Genomic DNA, 20,441 nt, shown 5'->3' on the forward strand with positions numbered 1-20,441 from the left:
ACTAATTATACCATAAAACAGTGATTTTATCAATGTTTATGCGTGTTTTTAGTTCAAAAAAAGCCAGCTTTATTTCTGGCTTTTTTTGTTTATTTAGACTGTTTATTTCGGAACAGCCCCTTTTTTTTTAAAGTTCTATTTCGTTATCTTCTACTACTGTTTCTTCATTATTTTTTTTGTTTTCTTCAGTTATTGCTTTAGGTTTTTTAAATTCATAAACAGAAATAGCTAATGAAGCTAAAGTTCCAGCAAATAAAATTATCCATCCCCATGAATAAGAGTAGTTAACATTTAATAATTTAACTGTAAGATTTTGATTAAAAATTTGTCTAACTTGCATTCTAAATATTACAGAAATAAGTACAACTAAAATAGTATTTGCTGTTGTAAAAACTAAAGATAATTTTTGTTGTAAGAAATCTGATAAATAAAATACATATAAAGATAATGTAATTATAACAAAAGCTGCTATTGTTGGTTTAATTCCTAAGTTTACTAGTCCTAAAGTGATAGTTTTAGCTTCAAAACCTGATGGACTCACAGTAACTTTTAATAGTGGTAATAAAGCTCCAAATGCAGTAGTAATTCCTAAAATTTTCTTGATATTTTTCATAATACTCCTTTCAAATTATAAAAATGATACATTAGAATCTAAAATATATACCATATCTTTTCTTTCAACAATGATTTTTATTTTATCTCTAACATCCTTATTATTTAATATTTTTTCAAATAATCTCTTAGCCGGGTTAATAGCAAATGGGTTTCCTACCATTTCAAACATACCATAATCTCCTGTAGTATCACCATAAGCATATGATTTTTCTAAATCAAGATTATATTTTTTTTCAAAAGATTTTATTGCATTAATCTTACTTTGACTATCCCACATAGGAATATTGTTGCCACTATATCTATTATTTTCATCCAATAGATATTCGGTAGCAATGTAATCAGTTGCATTTAATTTTTTAGCCATTTTGTCAACTAGAAATGATGGAGATCCAGAAATTATAATTACTAAATGACCTTTTTCTAAATGTTCTTTAATCTTGTTTCTAGAATAAGTATAAATTTTTTGTGCTCTATTTTCTATTACCCTTTGCGCAACATAATCAATATCTATTTGATCTATTTGTTTAATACATTTTACATAAATTTCTACTAGTTCATCTAGGTAATCATCATAACTTCCTTTTCTTTCTTCCCATAGTTTAAATTTATTTTTTATATCACCAACAAAACTAGATTTGTCTATAAACTCAAATTTTATTAGCATTTTAAAATGTTCTATTAATAGTGAATTTCTAAAAATAGTACCATCAACATCAAAAAATGCAGCTATATTTTTCATGAATATCACCTTTATTTATTTTTTAAAAGTATAACATATGTTTATACTAAAAGCAAATTTTATGTAAAACAAAAATTGAAATAATTACTAAATTATAGTATAATTTATATATGAGGTGAGAATAGTGAAAATTAGAGTTCATGAGGACATGAATATAGATGAAGTAGTAGAAAAATATCCTATAGTTGCGCACATATTAATGCGTTATGGACTAGGTTGTTCAGGTTGTGTTATTTCTACTGCAGAAACTATAGGTGAAGGTATAGAATTACATGGTTTAGATGCTGATATTATTCTTGAAGAAATCAATATGATTTTAGAAATGGAAGAAGAAGAAAATAAGGGAAATTAAAAATATGATTACAACAGGTGAAATAATTACAAAATATTTAAATGAAAAGAATATTAATCAATATTTTCTTGCAAGAGCGATTGAGGTTACTCCACAGTATGTAAATGGTATAGTTAGAAATAAAAGAAGTATTTCTGAAAATGTTCTTAACAAGATAGCTAAATTTTTAAGGATTACAAGTAATGATATTGAATTAATAAAAAAATATGAAATATTTAAAAAGACTGGATTAATAAAAAATAATAGTTTGGAAATTAAAATTAAAGGATTATATACTGAAAATGGATATATACATGAAATAAAAGAAGGTATAATATCACTAGATAATTTAGGTGAAAAATATTTGAATACATTTATAGTTGAAGTTTTATCATATAATTTAAAAAATTTTTCTTATGGAGATATGTTAATAATTAAAGAAATAAATGAAAATTTTTTAAATCAATATAACAAATATCTTTTAATTAATATAGATGATGTGATAGATTTTTGCAAAATAGAAAAAATAGATGAAAAATTTTTGGTAACATATTTAGATAAAAATAAGTCAAAAAAAATTTTTAAAAACAATAAAAAAATAAATATTATCGGAACTATAATTGGGAAATATAGTTTATGGAAGGATGAATATGAGTAGAAAGTATTTTGGTACAGACGGTATTAGAGGAGAAGCAAACAAGGATTTAAGTATAGATTTGGTAACTAATTTAGGACTGGCATTAGGTTATTACCTTAGAAAAGGTAAGGATGAAAATGAAAAAACTAAAGTAATATTAGGAACTGATACTAGAATTTCTGGATATATGATAAGATCAGCTCTTTCAGCAGGATTAACTGCAATGGGTGTAAATGTTGATTTTGTAGGAGTATTACCTACTCCAGGAGTAAGTTTTTTAACAAGAACATTGAATACGGATGCTGGTATTATGATTTCTGCATCACATAATCCTATTAAAGATAATGGAATAAAAATATTTTCACATACTGGATTTAAATTAAATGATGAAGATGAACTAGAGATTGAAGCATTAATGGATAATAGAGAAGAATTGATGAAAAATTTAGTCTATGGTGAAAAACTAGGTAGATTCATATTTGTTGAAGATTACTTAAGAATGTATAGAAAATTTTTACAAACTACAGTTAAAAGAAATTTTAAGGGATATAAAGTTGTAATAGATACTGCAAATGGTGCAGCATATAGGGTAGCAGCAAAAGTATTACAAAATTTAGGAGCAGAAGTTCAGGTAATTAACAATATTCCTACAGGGAAAAATATTAATGTTGAATGTGGATCAACACATCCTGAAAAATTATGCGAAGCTGTAAAACTTTTTAACGCTAATATTGGAATAGCTTATGATGGAGATGCAGATAGATTAATAGTTGTAGATGAAGAAGGAGAAATATTAGATGGTGATATTATAGTTTCTATTCTTGCTTTAAATCTACAAAGAAAAGATATGTTAAATTCAAATAAAGTGGTTATGACAGTTCTATCTAATATGGGTGTTGAAAAATATTTAGAAGAACACGGAATTAGAATGATAAGAGCAAATGTTGGCGATAGATATGTTTTAGAAAAAATGAGAGAACTAGGTTTAAACTTAGGTGGAGAACAATCTGGTCACGTAATAATGTTAGATCATAATACTACAGGTGATGGAGTATTAAGTAGTATACAATTAATGCAAGCATTTATAGAATCGGGGAGAAAATTAAGTGAATTAAAAAAAGAGATAAAATTATGGCCACAATCAATGATTAATGTTCAAGTTTCTAAAGAGAAGAAAAAAGATTGGGATAAGAACACTAATCTAATGAATTTTATAAATGAAAAAGAAGAAGAAATCTTAGGAGAAGGAAGAATATTAGTTAGACCATCTGGTACAGAAAGTCTTGTAAGAGTAATGGTTGAGGCAAAATCTAAAGAAACAATGGAAAAAATATTACATGAAGTAGTAGAAAAAGTAAAGGTAGAATTAACATGACACATAAAAAATTTGCGCATATATACGATGAATTTATGAATTTTGTGGATTATAAATCTTGGTATAAATTTTTAAAATCTTTTTTTAAGAATAAAAAATTAAAAGTTCTTGATTTAGGATGTGGAACTGGAACTCTTGCATCAATGTTTTCAAAAGATGGGCACAGTGTTACGGCAGTAGATATTTCAGATGATATGATAGAAATAGCTAAAAATAAATATTCTGAATTAGATATAGAATTTTTAAAAGGTGATATTACAAAAGATACATTTGGTGAAGAATATGATTTAATAATGTGTAATTTTGATACAGTAAATTATTTTGAAAATTTAAAAGAATTCCAATTTTTTCTAAAAAATGCACATAAATCATTAAAAAAAGATGGATTTTTTATATTTGATATAGTTGAAGAAGGAATATTTGAAGAAATATTCTTAAATGATTTGTTTATTGATGAAACTGATAAATATTTATGTATAATGAGACATGAAAAATATAAAAAGTTTAAACATTTAGTTGAAATGACTATATTTGTAAAAGAAAATGAAAATTTATATAGAAAATATACAGAAACTCATAAAAAAATAATTTACGATACTGAATTAATATTAGATAATCTTAAAAATGAAGGATTTATACTTTATGATACAGCAAGAAATTCAGAATACGGAGAATCAAGATTATTTTTAGTATGTAAAAAGTAGGGATTATTATGAAAAATATTGAAGAAATGAAAGAATTTGAATTTAGTGAACTATTATCAAATACTAAATTTAATGATACAAATAATGAAAAGTTGAATAAGGGTATAGATGAAGATGGAGATGAAATTAGAGAAGAATTTATAGAAACAGAAAATGTTCAAAATACTTCTAAATTAAGAAAATATATATCATTTGCAACTGGTTTTGCTTACACTATACTAGCCCCTATTATATTACTTCTTAGTATATATTTTATACTGGAAAATATGTTAGGATTTGAAAGAAAAGAGTTTGTAATAATAATATTAATATTACTTGGAATATTAACTGGTTATTGGACTTTATACAAAGATATTAAGAAGCTTACAGATAAGAAGGAGAATAAAAATGGAAGTGAAAATAAAAAAATTAAATGATAATGCTATTATTCCGACATATGGTACTGAATTTTCAGCAGGAGCAGATTTATATGCTTGTATTGAGGAAAATATATTAATTAAATCAGGTGAAACAGTTATGATAAAAACAGGAATATCACTTGAAATACCTACAGGTTTAGTCGGACTTGTTTATGCACGTAGTGGATTAGCGTTTAAAAAGGGAATAGCGCCTTCAAATAAAGTTGGAGTTATTGATAGTGATTATCGTGGAGAAATAATGGTTGCACTACATAATCATAGTAAGGAAGACTATGTGATCGAAAAATTTGAAAGAATAGCACAATTAGTTATTGCACCATATATTAAGGCTAATTTTATAGAAACTGATACATTAAATGATACTGTAAGAGATCAAGGTGGATTTGGTAGTACAGGTAAAAAATAATAAACTATACTTAGGTATAGTTTTTTGTATATGTAAGGAGTTATATTGTGGAAAAATATGTAGTAGATATTGCTAATATGAAAATAACTCAAGTTAAAGGTTTACAGTCTGTAACCTTAGATTCAGTATTGATATCAGATTTTGTTAATATTAATAGAAAAACTAAAAAAATATTAGATATTGGTTCTGGATTTGGTATTATTTCTATGCTAATAAATAAAAGAACACAAGCAGAAATTGTTGGTGTTGAAATTAATAAAAAAGCATATGAAATATCACTTGAAAATTTGATAAATAATAATATAGACAAAGTTGAATTTATTAATAAGGATATTTTGAAATATAGAGAATTTTTAGAAGAACAGTCTTTTGATATAATTGTTTCTAATCCACCATATTTTAATCATAAGGATGAAAATCAATTAAAAAAAGAAATAGACTTAGTGAATGCAAGGGTAGAAAAAACATTAAGTATAAAAGATATCATTAATCTTTCAATTTATTTATTAAAAAATAAAGGTAGTTTGTATCTTATTTTTAGGACAGAGAGATTGATTGAAATAATAGGGTATTTAAAAGATACATGTCTAGAAATAAAAAAATTAAAACCTGTATATACAAAAATTGGTGATAATAAAGCATTAATAAGTATGGTAGAAATAGTTAAAAGTGCTAAAAGTGGTTTTGTATTAGAAAATCCAATATATATATATGGAAATGATGGTGAAAAAAGTGAATATATTAAAAAATTATATAGATAAATTCCCAAAACACATTGGAATCATTATGGATGGTAATGGTAGATGGGCAGAAAAAAGAAATTTAATGAGAACAGAAGGTCATAAAGTTGGGGCTAAAAAACTAGAAGAAGTTATAGAATATATTTTAGAATTAAATATAAAGTATCTTACAGTTTATGCCTTCTCAACAGAAAATTGGAAAAGACCTAAATTAGAAGTAAATACTTTAATGAAATTATTTGAAAAATATTTGATAGATAATGAAGAAAAATTTATGAAACAAAATATAAGAGTATGTATTACTGGTAGCAGAAATAATTTATCTGATAAATTAATAAAAAAGATTGAATATATAGAAAATATAACAAAAAATAATGCTAAATTAGTTTTAAGTATTGCATTTAATTACGGTGGAAGACTTGAAATAGTAGATTCAGTAAAAAAAATAATAGATAAGAAATTAGAAATTACTGAAGAAAATATTTCTAAAAATTTATATAATAGTTTTATACCTAATGTTGATTTAATAATTAGAACAGGAAATGAATTTAGAATAAGTAACTTTTTATTGTGGCAAATGGCATATTCAGAAATTTATTTTAGTAAATTAATGTGGCCAGATTTCACAAAAGATGAATTACATAATTCTATACTTTCTTTTATAAAAATAGATAGAAGATTTGGAGGCATAAAATGTTAAGTAGATTGTTAGTAATAATTTTAGCGGTACCGCTATTGATATATATTTTACTTTCTGGTGAAGTAACCTTTCTTATATTTAATATGGTAGTTATATTAATTGCTTTACATGAATTTTATACTATATTGAAAAATAAAGGTAATATAGTCTATTATAAAACAGGGCTTTTATTAGGTATTTTCTTACCAATTTTTATTTATTATAGAGAAGACATTAGTTTTTTCTTTAGATATTTAAAGTTAATGAATAAAGACAATATAACTTTTGATGTTGGTGGTTTTATTGTATTTTCAACATTAATTATAGCAACAATGCAAATACTTTCTTCTAAAATAAAAAATTCAACTAATGAATTAATGTTGACTTTATTTGGGATTATATATATACCTTTATTTAGCTCATATATGATATCTATAAGAGAAGGATTACATAACGGAAGAATACTTTTATTATATACATTTTTTAGTATTTGGGCTGCAGATACATTTGCATATATAGTTGGAATGTTAATAGGTGGTAAAATATTTAAAAAGAAACTTTCAGAAAAAATAAGTCCTAAAAAATCAATAGAAGGTTTTTTTGGTGGTATATTGGGAGTTTTCATTATAAGTTTGTTTTTTGAAAATATTTATAATTTTTTAGTAAATTTATTATCATACTTTAAAATATTAACTTATGTTGAAAAAATTGACACTATAATAATTTCTCAAAATATTGTTAAATTATTCATACTTTCTATTTTAATTGCTATTTTTTCGGTTCTTGGAGATTTATTTGAATCAAAATTCAAAAGGGAATTTGGAGTTAAAGATAGTGGTACGATATTAATGGGACATGGAGGGTTTTTAGATAGATTTGATAGTGCATTATTTGTACTACCTATAGTTTATTATTTTGTAAAATACTTTATATAGGAGGAAATGTATATTAGGCTATTTTAGTTTATTATACAAAAAGTTATGAATGAAAATTATATTGTTGAACTGTATTTTAAAGATAATATTGGATTAAATGATATAAGATATCAAGATATTGATAAATTTATATCTGAAAATTGTAGAATTTTAAAAAGGGACTATATTTTTAATGAGAATATTTCATTAGAACATTATAATCCATTTAAACTATATTCATATATTAGATATGAAGTGGAGTATTTTGATAAATATCTTAGTTCACAAATAGAATTATTTGAAGAAATTAAAATGATAAAGTATAAAAGTAAATTAAATAACCAAGAATCTAATAATATTAATGTATCAATTGATCAAATAACTCATATTATTGAAAAAATTGATGATATGTACTATATTAGAAAGAATTTGAATAAATTTACTAAATATATAGATAATAACACAAAAAGAAATGAATTTTTAAAAGAATTAAAACAACTTTCAACTTTAAAGTATGATTTAAAACGTGAAACATTTTCTTTGAGAATAATTGATATAAAGAAAGAATTATTTAATATAGAGAAAACTATTAAAGAATATATTTCTTTATTAGGTTTAAATGTTAAATTCATAATTAACTATAATGATATAAAAATTGATAAAACTTTATTTTATAAAATAAAAGAAACTCTTATAGATGTACTTCATAATTCAGTTTTATCTTTTTTTGAATCTAAAAAGTTAAATATAAATGATGAAATAAGTTTTTTATTAGAATTAATTGTTAAACAGGAAAAATATAATCTAATTATTGAAATAAATGAGAAAGGTAATAATGTTGATATTAATAAGATATATAATAATGCTTTAAAAGCTAAAATTTTAAATGTTAATGAAACTTATACTGAAAAAGATATACTGTTAACAATGTTAAATAAGAATTACATTAATGCATTAGATGATCTAGAGGAAAAAGAAAAAATAATGAATTTCATAAAACTAAATAATATTATAGGTGAATTAAATGGTAAAATTTCTATAGATACTCAAGAGAAGGTAATAAGCTATTTGATTAACATACCATTTAAGATTTTATTTATTTATGGATTAGTATTTACAGAACAAAATAAAACTTATGTTATTAATACTGAATATATAGTAGATACATTTGAATTTAATAAAGAAAATATTAGTAATTTAAATGGATATAATTATTATAAATACAAGGGTAATAATATTGAATATATTAAATTACCTATTGATGTTGATGAAGAATCAAGAATAGGTTTATTAGTAAAGACTAATAATAAATTTACTATTATAGATGTAAATAAAAAACATTATTTTGAAGATTTATTCTTTAATAAAAATATTGATTCAAAAATATACATGGGAGAAGTATTGTTAAAATCTGTAAAAAAAGCAAAAATATTAAATATAGAAAGTATAATTAATATGTTGAAAGGTTAATATGGAAATTAAATATATTAAGGAAAGTTTAGAAAAAATAAATCATATTGAAAAAATATTATTACAAATTCAAACACCAAGAGAGGAAGAGTTTGTTTATTTGACAAAAATAATAAATGAAATAGAAAATAACATTTATTACTTAGGAAATACTGAAGATGTTTTTATAATATCAACTTTAAAAAAAGTAATATTATATATAGAAAGATATCCTTACCAATTTTTTGTTTTTAAATATTTAATATTTGAAACATTATTAAATTTTGAAATGTTGTATAATTCATATTTAAATAATGATGTTAAAAAAATAAATGAATTAAGAGAAAAAATTAATCTTAATATAGAAAAAATGAAAAATGAATTTGAGTTTATAAACAAAAATAAGGATTATTACTATATCAATTTTACTTTGGATAAATCTGTACCTTATTTTTATCTTTCTAGAAGAAATATTCTTTCTAGATTAAGAGAATTTGGTAAAGCATATAACTATATTCCTTTATCTTTAGATGATGATAGATATTCGTATTTTATTTTAGATTTTAAGATTGAGAATAATATAGATGTATTTTCTTTACTTGAAGAGATTAAAAAAGATGATGAAGGTATACTTAAATTGAATTTTCATAAATTAGAGAATGATAAAAATATATATAATATTAAACTTTTCCTAGATGAATTAGATGAAAAATCTTTAAAAGAGATATCTGAAATATTTAAAAAAGAAATATTACTTGATATTATACCTTATGAAAATATGTACGATGTATATGTATATGCTAAGAATCAATTGGAAATATTAAATATAATTAAGAGAATTAACAATGATAAAATTTATTTTGTATTATCAAAAAATATTAATAATAGGGAAACAAAAGGTATTGCAATTAATGGTATAAATGTAGAAAATGTTGATAAAATTAGAAAAATAATATCAATTACAATTTTAGATAAAAAAATAGTTGATATTATTTACAATAAAAAAGTTGATTTTATAGGTAAACAATTTTTAGAATATTTAAAAGAAAATTATAATATAGAAAACGGAATATACACAGTTTAAAGCTGTGTATTAAATTGTATTTTAGGCATCTTTATGATATAATAATATAAAAAAAGAGGTATATAATGAGAAATAATAATAGAAAAAATAATGAATTAAGAGAAATTAAAATAACTAAAAATTACATTAGTTATCCTGAAGGTTCTGTATTGATAGAATTTGGAAATACTAAAGTAATATGTAATGTAACTGTAGAAGAAAAAGTCCCACCATTTCTTAAAAATTTAGGTCAAGGTTGGGTAACTGCTGAATATTCTATGTTACCTCGTGCTACAAATACAAGAAATAAAAGAGAAGCTAGTCAAGGTAAATTAAGCGGTAGAACTATGGAGATACAAAGATTAATTGGTAGATCTCTTAGGGCGGCATTAGATATGAAAAAATTAGGAGAAAGAACTATTATTGTAGACTGTGATGTAATTCAAGCTGATGGAGGTACTAGAACAGCATCAATTACTGGTGGATATCTAGCTATGGAATTAGCTATTAATAAATTAATGACATCAGGCTTAATTACAGAAAATCCTATTAAAGCAAAAGTTGCAGCAATTAGTGTTGGTAAAGTATCAAACGAACTATTATTAGATTTAGAGTACTCTGAAGATTCTAAAGCTGAAGTAGATATGAATATTGTTATGAATAGTAAAGGAGAATACATTGAAGTTCAAGGAACTGGTGAAGATTCTACATTTACTAAAGAAGAATTTGATAAATTTCTTGAATTATCAAATTTAGGTTTTGAAAAATTATTTAATTTATAGGAGAAAAATGGAGAAGATAGATATTCTAGACTTATCTCTAGAAGAATTAGAAAAAGAATTTTTAAATTTGGGTTTAAAAAAGTTTAATGCTTTACAGGTTTATCAATGGTTACATAAAAAATTAGTGTTTGATTTTGATGAATTTACAAATATATCTAAAGAAACTAGAGAAATTTTGAAGTCAAAATTTGAAATAGGAACTTTGAAATATGTTACTCATCAAGTATCCAAAGATAAAAAAACTGTAAAATTTCTTTTTTCATTACCCGGGAAAAGATTAATAGAATCTGTTTTACTTAAATACAAAAATCGTTATAGTATTTGTGTATCATCTCAAGTTGGTTGTCCATTAAAATGTGATTTTTGTGCAACAGGAATGATGAAGTTTGAAAAAAACTTAAAAGCATCTGAAATATTAATGCAATTTTATTATTTACAAAACTATCTTAAAGAAAAAAATGATAAAATTTCAAATGTTGTATATATGGGAATGGGAGAACCATTTTTAAATTATGATGCTGTTAATAAATCAATAAATATGTTGAATTCTAAAGAGGGACAGGATTTTTCAAAAAGAAATTTTACAATATCAACTTCAGGATTAATTAAAGAAATAGATAAATTTAGTGAAGATCAAAAACAAGTTGGATTAGCAATATCTTTGCATAGCGTGATAGATGAAAAAAGAAGTGAATTAATGCCTATAAATAAAATTAATCCACTCGAAAAACTAAAGGAATCATTATTAAATTATCAGAAAAAAACTAAGAACAGAATAACATTTGAATATATTTTAATTGATGATTTTAATTGTGAAAAAAATGATGGAGTAGAATTGGTTAAGTTTATGAAATCATTTAATCATTTAGTTAATTTGATTCCTTATAATAAAGTTGTTGGTAAACCATATAAAACACCATCAATACAAAAACAAAAAAATTTCTATAATTACTTACTTTCACATAAATTAAATGTTACTCTTAGAGAAACTAAGGGTGATGATATTCAAGCAGCATGTGGACAATTGAAAGTAAAGAAAGAGGAGATTAAAGATGAAGAAACTAATTAAGTATTTAGCTATGTTAATAGCAAGTTTATTTATATTAGGTTTTTTAGGTGTATCTTATGTTGTATATGAAGTAAACAAAAGTTATCCGCCTGAATTAATAGAAAATTATAAACCGTTAATACCTTCAACTATTTATGATATAAATGGTAACCAAATTGATTTAATAACAATAGAAAGAAGAGATCCTATAAGTATTAATGAAATACCTAAGATGGTTCAAGATGCCTTTATTTCTGTTGAAGATAAAAGATTTAGAGAACATAATGGTCTAGACTATATTAGACTTACAAAAGCATTAATACTAAATGTTACAAAAACAGGGCGTGAAGGTGGTTCTACTATTACACAACAATTAATAAAAACTATCTTTTTAACACCCGATAGATCATTAAAAAGAAAAATTGTTGAAGCTGTATTAGCAACAAGAATGGAAAGAAAATATACTAAAGATGAAATTTTAGAGCTATACTTAAATACTATCAATTTTGGTAGAAGTTCATATGGTATTAAAAACGCAGCCAAAAATTACTTTGGTAAGTTACCATCTGAATTAACTGTAGGTGAAGCTGCAATATTAGCTTCTATGCCTAAATCACCTGCTAAATATTCAAAAATAGAAAATGCATTAGAAAGACAAAAAATTGTATTAAATTTAATGTATAAAAATGGTGCTATTACTAAAGAAGAATATGAAAAAGCGAAAGAAGAAAAAATAGTATTTGTAGATTTAGATAATAAAAATTTATCTGATGATGAAAAAATATCTAAATCTAATATATCGCCTGAATTTACAACTACAGTAATTAATGAAGTAAAGAAAATATTACAAATAAATACTGAAGAAGATGAAAAATTATTATTTAATGGTTATAAGATATATGCTACAGTAGATATTAATATGCAAAAAGCAGCATATAAAGCTTTTGCAAGTAACAGTAATTTAAGAAATAGGAAAGATTTAGAAGCAGCATTAATTTCTATAGATCCTTCAAATGGATTTGTTAAAGCAATGGTTGGAGGTAAAAAATATCAAAAAGGTGATTTTAATAGAGCAATAAATGCTAAAAGACAACCTGGGTCATCATTTAAACCTTTTATTTATCTAGCTACATTCTTAGATAATTATACTATGGCAACTACTTTAGAAGATTCACCAAGTACATTTGGTAAATGGTCACCTAAGAACTATGACTGGAAATTTAGAAATAATCTTACAACTTTAAAAGCATTAGAATTATCGGACAACGTTGTTGCTGTTAAAGCTTTAGATTTAGTTGGGATAAAAAAATTCAATGAACTTTGGGAATCTTTTGGATTTACTAAAGAAAATATACCACAAGATTTAACTACTGCATTAGGATCTATAACACTTTCACCTATTGATATGGCTAAAGCTTATTCAATTATTGCTAATGGTGGAAGTAAGGTTGAACCACAATTTATTTATAAAATAGAGAATAGATTTGGAGATGTTGTATATGAAGCAGATACAACAAGACAGAAAGTATTAGATTCTGAATATGCAGCACTTGTTACTCACATGATGGAATCGGTAGTAAAAAATGGAGGAAGTAAAGGTGCACAACTTTATGCTAAGGGAACTACTGTTCCTGTAGCTGGTAAAACAGGTACAACTAGTGATTATGTTTCTGCATGGTTTACTGGATATACCCCTACATTAGTAACTGTAGTATATGTTGGAAATGATGATAATAAATCTATGGGTCGTGGAATGAGTGGAGCTAGTGCAGCACTTCCTATATGGAAAAATTATATGCAAGCTGTAGTAAACTTAGGAAACTTTGATATAGGTAGATTTGAATTTATAAAAGAAGGATTAAGTTCTGAAAGACTTGTTAAAAGAGTAATAGATTTAAGAACAGGTTTATTAGATACTGATGGTGTAAATTCAAGAGAAGCATTATTTATTTCTGGTACTGAACCTGTAGAATTAGAAAGTGTAATATACGAAGGATATTAATAAAAAGATATGTACTAATAATGGATATTAGTACATATTTTTTATTCTTTACATTTATATAAATGTATGTTAATATATATATACTAACGAGATAGAGGTGCAAGATTCAAGATTAAAATTTATGAGACAGTCAAGTCTATGATTAAATTTGAAAGGGGAAATTGCCGAACTTATGTAATTGACAAATACATAGGTGGGATTACAAATAATATTTGTAATACTGTCATTATTAATTATAATGTTGTGCTATTGGTTAAGTATATTTTATATTATTTTTATATATTTTTATACTTACTGATAGTTTACTATCAGTTTTTTTATTTAGAAAGGGAAAAATATGAAAAAGAAGTTTATTTTATTTATGTTATTAATACTTTCAAGTTTTACATTTAGTGAAGGTAAGCTTAGGGTAGGTATGGAAGCAGGATATGCGCCATTTAATTGGTTTCAAAACGATGAAAGAAATGGAGCAGTAAAGATTAAAAATGGATATGTTGGTGGATATGATGTAGAAATAGCAAAAATTATATCAGAGAAGCTTGATATGGATTTAGAAATAGTACAAAGTGATTGGGATTCGTTATTAGGACCAGCATTAAATTCTGACAAAATAGATGTTGTAATTGCTGGGATGTCACCTACTAAAGAAAGAAGAAAGAATTTGGAATTTACAGATCCATATTATGAATCTGACTTAGTTATTGTTGTTAAAAATGATTCAAAATATTTAAACTCAAAAAGTATACAAAATTTTAGAGATAGCAAATTAACTGCACAATTAAATACATTTCATTATACTGTATTAAGTCAAATAAATGGTATAAAAAAAGAAAGTGCTAGTGAGAATTTTTCAAATATGTTAGTGGCTTTAGAGTCAGGTAAAATAGATGGTTATGTTTCTGAAAAACCAGGTGCAATATCAGCTACAATATCAAATCCAAATATAAGTTTTGTAGAATTTGATAAAGATAAAGGATTTGTATATGATAGGGATGACGTAAACATTGCAATAGCATTAAAAAAAGGTAATTTAGAATTAAGGGATAAGATAAACAGAGTATTAGCTGAAATTTCAAGAGAACAAAGAGAAGAAATAATGAAAAAAGCTATTGAAACTCAACCTAATCAAGATTCAGAATCTTTACCAACAAATTTTTTTGGTTGGATTAAGTTTTTTATAGTTAATTATTGGAAAGATTTTTTATATGGTACTTTTACAACAATTAATTTATCATTAATAGGAACATTTTTTGGATTTATTATTGGACTTATATTATCATTGATTAGAGATGATAGAAATATTAATAATAACTCAATGTTTTCAGTTATATTTCATAAACTATTTAAGTATTTTGTAAGTATATATGTTACGTTTATAAGAGGAACACCTATGATAGTACAAGCAATAATTTTCTATTATGATTTTTCACAAATTACTGGTATTAATATACCGGCATTGACCTCAGCATTAATTATAGTTTCATATAATACTGGTGCCTATATTACTGAAATTGTTAGAGGTGGAATTGATTCTATAGATAAGGGCCAATATGAAGCTGCAGAGGCTCTAGGAATGAGTCATTTTAATATAATGAGAAAAGTAATACTACCTCAAGCAATAAGAAATGTGATGCCATCTGTTGCAAATGAATTTATTATTAATATAAAAGATACTTCAGTATTATTTTCTATAGGGGTTACTGAATTATTTACTACATCAAAATCTATAGTTGGGTCACATGTAAGATATTATGAAGTATTCGTTATAACATGTGCTATATATTTTGTACTTACTTATTCTTTATCTAAATTATTTAGATATTTAGAAAAAAGAATGGATGGAAATAAAGAATACGAGATAGAGGGATAAATATGAGTATAATAAAAGTAGAAGAATTAAAGAAAAATTATGGTAAAAGAAATATATTAAAAGGTGTTAATTTTGAAGTTAATGAAAACCAAGTTATATCAATAATTGGTTCTTCAGGTTCAGGTAAATCAACATTATTGAGATGTTTAAACTTACTTGAACAATATGATGAGGGTAAAATACTTTACCATGGAAAAAATATTAAAGATACAGATATAAAATTAAATGAATATAGAAGTAGAGTAGGGATGGTATTTCAACAATTTAATTTATTTAATAATTTAAATGTATTAGAAAATTGTATGCTAGCACAAATTAATGTTTTGGGTAGAAGTAAGGAAACAGCAATAGATATTTCATTAAAATATTTAGAAAAAGTTGGAATGAATAAATTCGTTAATGCAAGACCTAGTCAACTTTCAGGTGGACAAAAACAAAGGGTTGCTATTGCAAGAGCTTTATCAATGAATCCTGAAGTATTACTATTTGATGAACCAACATCTGCATTAGACCCGGAAATGGTTGGCGAAGTATTAAAAGTAATGAAAGATTTAGCAAAAGAAGGTTTAACTATGATAGTAGTAACTCATGAGATGGATTTTGCAAGAGAAGTTTCTGATAAAGTTATTTTTATGGATAATGGAATAATACTTGAAGAAGGACATCCAGAAGAAATGTTTACTAACCCTAAAAATGAAAGGACTAAAGAGTTCTTACATAGAGTACTAAAATAAGATAGAATTTACTTCTATCTTGTTTTTTTAAATTAATTATGTTAAACTATTAATGATGGCTGGGTGGCGAAATCGGTAGACGCAGCAGACTCAAAATCTGCCGAGAAATCATAAGGGTTCGAGTCCCTTCCTAGTCACCATTTTTTTTGAAAGGATAAAAGTATGGAATTAAAATTAACAGAAAAAGAAATAGAAATATTTGAAAAAAATGAAGAAGCAATTAAAATGAATTTAGTTTCTAAAGCAATTTATAATGAAAGTTTAAATTACGAATTTACTGAAGAAGATAAAAAAAATATTTGGTTCAGTGAAGAGAATTTAGTATTAGAATTATACATGAGAAAAAAAGTTGAACCAAGAGTTATGGTAAATGAAAATTCTATAATAGAAGTATATAACAATAACAAAGAATATTTTGAACAAAATAAAATTGCTTTTAATGATGCTAGAGAAATGATAAAAAATCAATTAATTGAACAATTAAACTACAGTTTATTTGAAGATTTAGTAAAAAAATTAATGAATGAAATGAATGAAAATGTTACTTTATCTAAAGAAGATGTTTTATTTACAAGAGGAAATGAAAATTTAATTAAATCTATTTTATTAATTAATGTTTTAAAAGAAAACGCGAAAAAAGATAATTTCTTTGAAGAAAATAAAGAAGAGATTGAATTAATTAAAAAAGATGCAAGACTTAATTATTATTTAAATAAATTAATAGAAGAAAAAGCGGTAGTTTCAAACCAAACTGTATTAGATGAAATGCAAAGATTTTCTAAAGAAAATTTTGATTCAGTAAAAAATTATTCACAAGATCAATTATTTAAATACGTTGGAGATTCATTACTTACTTCAAAAGTTGCTGAAGTTAAAGCTGAAATTGTTAATAGAGTAATAAAAGAATACAACATAGAAAATCTTGTAAAGGAATATATTAAATAATAAATATGAAATATAAAAATAAAGAACTTTGGGAATATTTCTTTGATAAACCCAAAAAACATTACAATATGTATATGTATGAAATGCCTAATTATCCTAATCATTTAATATTTGATAATGAAGAAATATTAGATGCTAAAGGTAAATGGAGTGAAATTTATTTTAAAAATAATAATGACTTACATTTAGAAATAGGTAGTGGAAGTGCAAATTTCACTAATAATAAAGCAATAAAACATCCTGATATAAATTTTTTAGGTGTAGAATTAAGATTAAAAAGATTAGTTCAAGCAGCTAGAAAAGCTGAAAAAAATAATCTAAACAATTTGATATTTCTAAAAAAAAGAGTAGATTCTCTTAAAGAATTTATAGGTGAAAATGAACTTTCAGGATTATATATTAATTTCCCAGATCCTTGGGAAAATGAAGAGCATAAAAGAATTTTTGGAGAAAAATTATTGAATGACTTAGATTTTGTTTTAAAATCTGGTTCTAAAATTTATTTTAAAACAGATCATTTACAATATTATTTAGATATTTTAGATTTAATCAATAGTAGAGATGGATATACTGTTGTATATAGTACAGATGACTTATATAATAGTGAAAAAATAATTGATAATATTAAAACTGAATTTGAACATTTATTTTTATCTAAACATAATATGAATATTAAATATATAGAAATAGTAAAAGAGTAGCATTTTTTTAATGCTACTTTTTTATTCCTTTATTAAATTAAAATTAAAATATACTTGACATAAAATTAAAAAAATAATATAATAGGTTATAACTTGAGGAAAGGAGGTTAGTTGAGAAATATTATAAGGGGGGGAAAAATTATTGGAGGTAATTACTCAGACAAATCGAAGCTTATTGTTTGAAAATTTTAACGATGAAGCCTATGATATTTTAACTTTGATTGGAGATGTTGAAAATATTAATAGTCTTGAAGATGAAAAAATTGAGGAAATAAACAAACATTTATTGGTTTCAAATTTTAATGAATTTTTACAAAAATTTGAACCTAAAATTTATTCTTATATGGATGTTGAGAATAAAAGAATCGGTTATACTCTTGAAAAAAATCAAAATATACCTGATTCAATGTATACAACTATATACATTAATAATGAAAATACATTTATCAAAATGTTATCTACATTAATAGATAATAGAAAAAATTTAGATAAAAAAAATGTAGATTTTCAGTTTGAAGATATTTTAGAATTAATTTCTCCTAGAAAAATAATTCAAAATATTAAACAACAAAGAAAAGAAATCAATTATTTATTTGGTAAGTATGAAGCTTTAAATGATAAAAATCCAAAAAAACTTGATATAGGAGATATATTAAACAATAAATTTCAAGAAGCATCTAAAAATTATAATAATATATTAGCTATGCTACCATTGGCTATAGAAGATATTAAAACTAGATTAGAAATTGGTGAAAACAGGGAAAATCAAAATATTGAGGAGATAAAACTAGGCTATTTAGAATTTAATGATGGGGGGGAAATAGAGTTTATTGAAAATCAATATGAGTTAGAAGAAAAAATGTTATTACCAGATAATAGCCAAAAATTATTAGAAATTTTTGAAAATGATTATTATGAAAGTATTGAAAAACCAAATAATTATGTTGCAAATTTAATAAAAAGAACATATGTTCCTATAACCACTAATAATCTTAAGATAGATTTCGAAAAAGAGGTAAATAACTATAATCAATATCTCGAATTATATAAAAATTCACAAGAGGATTTTATCAAAATTGCTAAAGAGCTAATCGAGAAAGTAATGGGTGTGAAACTATTCTTTGATCAATATAATGTAAATAATAAAAGTATGCTGCCAAAATTACTAATTACAAATGTTGATGTTGGATTGTTAGTACAACCCAAAAATAAGGAAAAATTAGAGAAGTATCTTAGAACAGTAAATGACAAAAATGAATTTGAAAATACTATTTGGTTTTCAATTTTTCCAAATATTTCTTTAAAAAATGAAAATAAAAAGAGTAGTAAAAATATATTTAGTGGTAATGCAACTTATAAATCAAAAAATATTAATAGTATTCAAGATTTATCAAATTTAATGGAAATACTATCTAATCATAAAATACAAACTTTTATTAGTTTTGAAAGAAATAATGAAAATACATTTGAAAATCTTGCTATACATGGGATAAATAAATATATTGAATTAACTAAGTCTTTAGAAAATACAAATTTTTCAGAATATATTATACCAGCTTTACCTAATCTTACTTTAATTCCAAAAGATAAATCAGGTATTAAAATTGATAAAAAAGCAATATTTAATAAAGACGGAGTATTCTTTAATGACGGTGAAGAACTAGAATTCTTTTTAGATGGTATATATGTTGATGCAGCATATGTTGCTGCAGGTATAGTTGCAGCATATCAATGTCCTTCTTTTTTAAAAGAAAGATATAAGAATGTTTCAAATAATCCAGGTGTTAGATTTAATATAGAAGCGGAAGATAATTCGTTAATAGTAAAAACAGTAATGGCACGAGAAATTAGCGGATTTACAGTTGATATAAAAGAAGAAATAAATAACGTTAATTATGGTTTTATTTTTTCATCTGAACAATCACAATATAAGAATGAAAAAATAAAGAACGTTACAGTATATAAAGCTAGAAGTCTTTTTAAATCTAGTAATAATTCATATGAAAATATATACAAAACCTTAACTACTACATATATAGAAAGATTACTAAGATTTATGAGCAATGACTACAAATCTGACAAATTAAACTATTTTTTCAGTAATAGTCCAAATAGTCAAAAAAGTATATGGACTAAGGAATCATCAACTGTAAACGCTATTATAAGACATGGTGATGATATTTCACATATAATAGATAATGAAAATAATACATGTCAATTAAATTTAGTATTTCTAGGAGAGGTAAAAAATCTTAAGATAGAAATAAATAAAACTAATTAAAGGAGAG

Annotated in this window: 21 protein-coding genes, 1 tRNA gene and 1 riboswitch; of the genes, 20 read left to right on the forward strand and 2 right to left on the reverse strand. The window is 23.8% G+C overall.

Annotated elements, in window-relative coordinates:
* Positions 1-127: 127 nt before the first annotated feature.
* Positions 128-613, reverse strand: coding sequence for a hypothetical protein (locus tag AYC60_RS00805; protein ID WP_067320091.1), 486 nt, complete (start codon positions 611-613; stop codon positions 128-130).
* Between the two features lie 15 nt (positions 614-628).
* Positions 629-1,354: an HAD family hydrolase gene (locus tag AYC60_RS00810; protein ID WP_067320093.1), complete on the reverse strand. Its 726-nt coding sequence runs from the start codon at positions 1,352-1,354 to the stop codon at positions 629-631.
* A 148-nt stretch (positions 1,355-1,502) separates the two neighbouring features.
* Here AYC60_RS00810 and AYC60_RS00815 point away from each other — a divergent pair, with 148 nt between their 5' ends.
* The 20 genes from AYC60_RS00815 to AYC60_RS00910 all read left to right on the forward strand — a co-directional run bounded on the left by AYC60_RS00815 (position 1,503) and on the right by AYC60_RS00910 (position 20,434).
* A complete protein-coding gene (locus AYC60_RS00815; protein WP_067320335.1) occupies positions 1,503-1,706 on the forward strand; it encodes a DUF1858 domain-containing protein in 204 nt (67 codons plus the stop codon).
* Between the two features lie 4 nt (positions 1,707-1,710).
* A complete protein-coding gene (locus tag AYC60_RS00820) occupies positions 1,711-2,343 on the forward strand; it encodes a helix-turn-helix transcriptional regulator (RefSeq protein WP_067320095.1) in 633 nt (210 codons plus the stop codon).
* Positions 2,336-3,697, forward strand: a complete 1,362-nt coding sequence (gene glmM, locus AYC60_RS00825; protein ID WP_067320098.1) for a phosphoglucosamine mutase — start codon at positions 2,336-2,338, stop codon at positions 3,695-3,697. Before AYC60_RS00820 ends, glmM begins: the two co-directional genes overlap by 8 nt.
* A complete protein-coding gene (locus AYC60_RS00830; RefSeq protein WP_067320101.1) occupies positions 3,694-4,401 on the forward strand; it encodes a class I SAM-dependent DNA methyltransferase in 708 nt (235 codons plus the stop codon). Before glmM ends, AYC60_RS00830 begins: the two co-directional genes overlap by 4 nt.
* Positions 4,402-4,409: 8 nt before the next feature.
* On the forward strand, positions 4,410-4,817 hold the full coding sequence (locus AYC60_RS00835) for a hypothetical protein (protein WP_067320104.1): 408 nt from the start codon (positions 4,410-4,412) through the stop codon (positions 4,815-4,817).
* Positions 4,789-5,226 (forward strand): dUTP diphosphatase, encoded by a 438-nt coding sequence (gene dut / locus AYC60_RS00840; RefSeq protein ID WP_067320107.1) that lies wholly within the window; start codon positions 4,789-4,791, stop codon positions 5,224-5,226. Before AYC60_RS00835 ends, dut begins: the two co-directional genes overlap by 29 nt.
* Before the next feature lie 47 nt (positions 5,227-5,273).
* The gene (locus AYC60_RS00845; protein ID WP_067320110.1) at positions 5,274-5,987 is read left to right on the forward strand and encodes a tRNA1(Val) (adenine(37)-N6)-methyltransferase; all 714 of its coding nucleotides are present in this window, start codon (positions 5,274-5,276) and stop codon (positions 5,985-5,987) included.
* Positions 5,944-6,666: a polyprenyl diphosphate synthase gene (gene uppS, locus AYC60_RS00850; protein WP_414162572.1), complete on the forward strand. Its 723-nt coding sequence runs from the start codon at positions 5,944-5,946 to the stop codon at positions 6,664-6,666. Before AYC60_RS00845 ends, uppS begins: the two co-directional genes overlap by 44 nt.
* Entirely contained in the window at positions 6,660-7,580 is a 921-nt protein-coding gene (locus AYC60_RS00855; RefSeq protein WP_067320112.1) for a phosphatidate cytidylyltransferase, read from the forward strand. The genes uppS and AYC60_RS00855 overlap by 7 nt, the downstream gene beginning before the upstream one ends.
* A gap of 45 nt (positions 7,581-7,625) precedes the next feature.
* Complete coding sequence (locus AYC60_RS00860) at positions 7,626-9,029, forward strand: hypothetical protein (protein WP_067320115.1); 1,404 nt, start codon at positions 7,626-7,628, stop codon at positions 9,027-9,029.
* Between the two features lies 1 nt (position 9,030).
* Positions 9,031-10,092, forward strand: a complete 1,062-nt coding sequence (locus AYC60_RS00865) for a hypothetical protein (protein ID WP_067320118.1) — start codon at positions 9,031-9,033, stop codon at positions 10,090-10,092.
* A gap of 65 nt (positions 10,093-10,157) precedes the next feature.
* Positions 10,158-10,853, forward strand: a complete 696-nt coding sequence (gene rph, locus AYC60_RS00870; protein WP_067320120.1) for a ribonuclease PH — start codon at positions 10,158-10,160, stop codon at positions 10,851-10,853.
* Between the two features lie 7 nt (positions 10,854-10,860).
* On the forward strand, positions 10,861-11,922 hold the full coding sequence (gene rlmN / locus AYC60_RS00875; protein WP_067320122.1) for a dual-specificity RNA methyltransferase RlmN: 1,062 nt from the start codon (positions 10,861-10,863) through the stop codon (positions 11,920-11,922).
* Positions 11,906-13,903, forward strand: a complete 1,998-nt coding sequence (locus AYC60_RS00880) for a transglycosylase domain-containing protein (RefSeq protein WP_067320125.1) — start codon at positions 11,906-11,908, stop codon at positions 13,901-13,903. The genes rlmN and AYC60_RS00880 overlap by 17 nt, the downstream gene beginning before the upstream one ends.
* Positions 13,904-13,987: 84 nt before the next feature.
* A riboswitch (Lysine riboswitch) is annotated at positions 13,988-14,160 on the forward strand.
* An 80-nt stretch (positions 14,161-14,240) separates the two neighbouring features.
* Positions 14,241-15,773 (forward strand): ABC transporter substrate-binding protein/permease, encoded by a 1,533-nt coding sequence (locus AYC60_RS00885; protein ID WP_067320127.1) that lies wholly within the window; start codon positions 14,241-14,243, stop codon positions 15,771-15,773.
* 8 nt (positions 15,774-15,781) lie between these two features.
* Positions 15,782-16,507 (forward strand): amino acid ABC transporter ATP-binding protein, encoded by a 726-nt coding sequence (locus tag AYC60_RS00890; protein ID WP_156447623.1) that lies wholly within the window; start codon positions 15,782-15,784, stop codon positions 16,505-16,507.
* Between the two features lie 57 nt (positions 16,508-16,564).
* Positions 16,565-16,647: transfer RNA gene (locus tag AYC60_RS00895), tRNA-Leu, on the forward strand.
* 22 nt (positions 16,648-16,669) lie between these two features.
* The gene (locus AYC60_RS00900; RefSeq protein ID WP_067320132.1) at positions 16,670-17,452 is read left to right on the forward strand and encodes a hypothetical protein; all 783 of its coding nucleotides are present in this window, start codon (positions 16,670-16,672) and stop codon (positions 17,450-17,452) included.
* Positions 17,453-17,457: 5 nt separating this feature from the next.
* Positions 17,458-18,153, forward strand: a complete 696-nt coding sequence (gene trmB / locus AYC60_RS00905; protein ID WP_067320135.1) for a tRNA (guanosine(46)-N7)-methyltransferase TrmB — start codon at positions 17,458-17,460, stop codon at positions 18,151-18,153.
* Positions 18,154-18,295: 142 nt separating this feature from the next.
* Positions 18,296-20,434, forward strand: coding sequence for a transcriptional regulator (locus AYC60_RS00910; RefSeq protein WP_067320137.1), 2,139 nt, complete (start codon positions 18,296-18,298; stop codon positions 20,432-20,434).
* Positions 20,435-20,441: the final 7 nt, after the last annotated feature.

The sequence above is a fragment of the Streptobacillus felis genome (assembly GCF_001559775.1).
GTDB lineage: Bacteria > Fusobacteriota > Fusobacteriia > Fusobacteriales > Leptotrichiaceae > Streptobacillus > Streptobacillus felis.

Excerpts from the sequence above, each read along its gene's own strand:
- AYC60_RS00805 (WP_067320091.1), bottom strand. The coding sequence starts at position 613 with ATGAAAAATATCAAGAAAATTTTAGGAATTACTACTGCATTTGGAGCT.
- AYC60_RS00810 (WP_067320093.1), bottom strand. The coding sequence starts at position 1,354 with ATGAAAAATATAGCTGCATTTTTTGATGTTGATGGTACTATTTTTAGA.
- AYC60_RS00815 (WP_067320335.1), top strand. The coding sequence starts at position 1,503 with ATGAATATAGATGAAGTAGTAGAAAAATATCCTATAGTTGCGCACATA.
- AYC60_RS00820 (WP_067320095.1), top strand. The coding sequence starts at position 1,711 with ATGATTACAACAGGTGAAATAATTACAAAATATTTAAATGAAAAGAAT.
- glmM (WP_067320098.1), top strand. The coding sequence starts at position 2,336 with ATGAGTAGAAAGTATTTTGGTACAGACGGTATTAGAGGAGAAGCAAAC.
- AYC60_RS00830 (WP_067320101.1), top strand. The coding sequence starts at position 3,694 with ATGACACATAAAAAATTTGCGCATATATACGATGAATTTATGAATTTT.
- AYC60_RS00835 (WP_067320104.1), top strand. The coding sequence starts at position 4,410 with ATGAAAAATATTGAAGAAATGAAAGAATTTGAATTTAGTGAACTATTA.
- dut (WP_067320107.1), top strand. The coding sequence starts at position 4,789 with ATGGAAGTGAAAATAAAAAAATTAAATGATAATGCTATTATTCCGACA.
- uppS (WP_414162572.1), top strand. The coding sequence starts at position 5,944 with ATGATGGTGAAAAAAGTGAATATATTAAAAAATTATATAGATAAATTC.
- AYC60_RS00855 (WP_067320112.1), top strand. The coding sequence starts at position 6,660 with ATGTTAAGTAGATTGTTAGTAATAATTTTAGCGGTACCGCTATTGATA.
- AYC60_RS00860 (WP_067320115.1), top strand. The coding sequence starts at position 7,626 with ATGAATGAAAATTATATTGTTGAACTGTATTTTAAAGATAATATTGGA.
- AYC60_RS00865 (WP_067320118.1), top strand. The coding sequence starts at position 9,031 with ATGGAAATTAAATATATTAAGGAAAGTTTAGAAAAAATAAATCATATT.
- rph (WP_067320120.1), top strand. The coding sequence starts at position 10,158 with ATGAGAAATAATAATAGAAAAAATAATGAATTAAGAGAAATTAAAATA.
- rlmN (WP_067320122.1), top strand. The coding sequence starts at position 10,861 with ATGGAGAAGATAGATATTCTAGACTTATCTCTAGAAGAATTAGAAAAA.
- AYC60_RS00880 (WP_067320125.1), top strand. The coding sequence starts at position 11,906 with ATGAAGAAACTAATTAAGTATTTAGCTATGTTAATAGCAAGTTTATTT.
- AYC60_RS00885 (WP_067320127.1), top strand. The coding sequence starts at position 14,241 with ATGAAAAAGAAGTTTATTTTATTTATGTTATTAATACTTTCAAGTTTT.
- AYC60_RS00900 (WP_067320132.1), top strand. The coding sequence starts at position 16,670 with ATGGAATTAAAATTAACAGAAAAAGAAATAGAAATATTTGAAAAAAAT.
- trmB (WP_067320135.1), top strand. The coding sequence starts at position 17,458 with ATGAAATATAAAAATAAAGAACTTTGGGAATATTTCTTTGATAAACCC.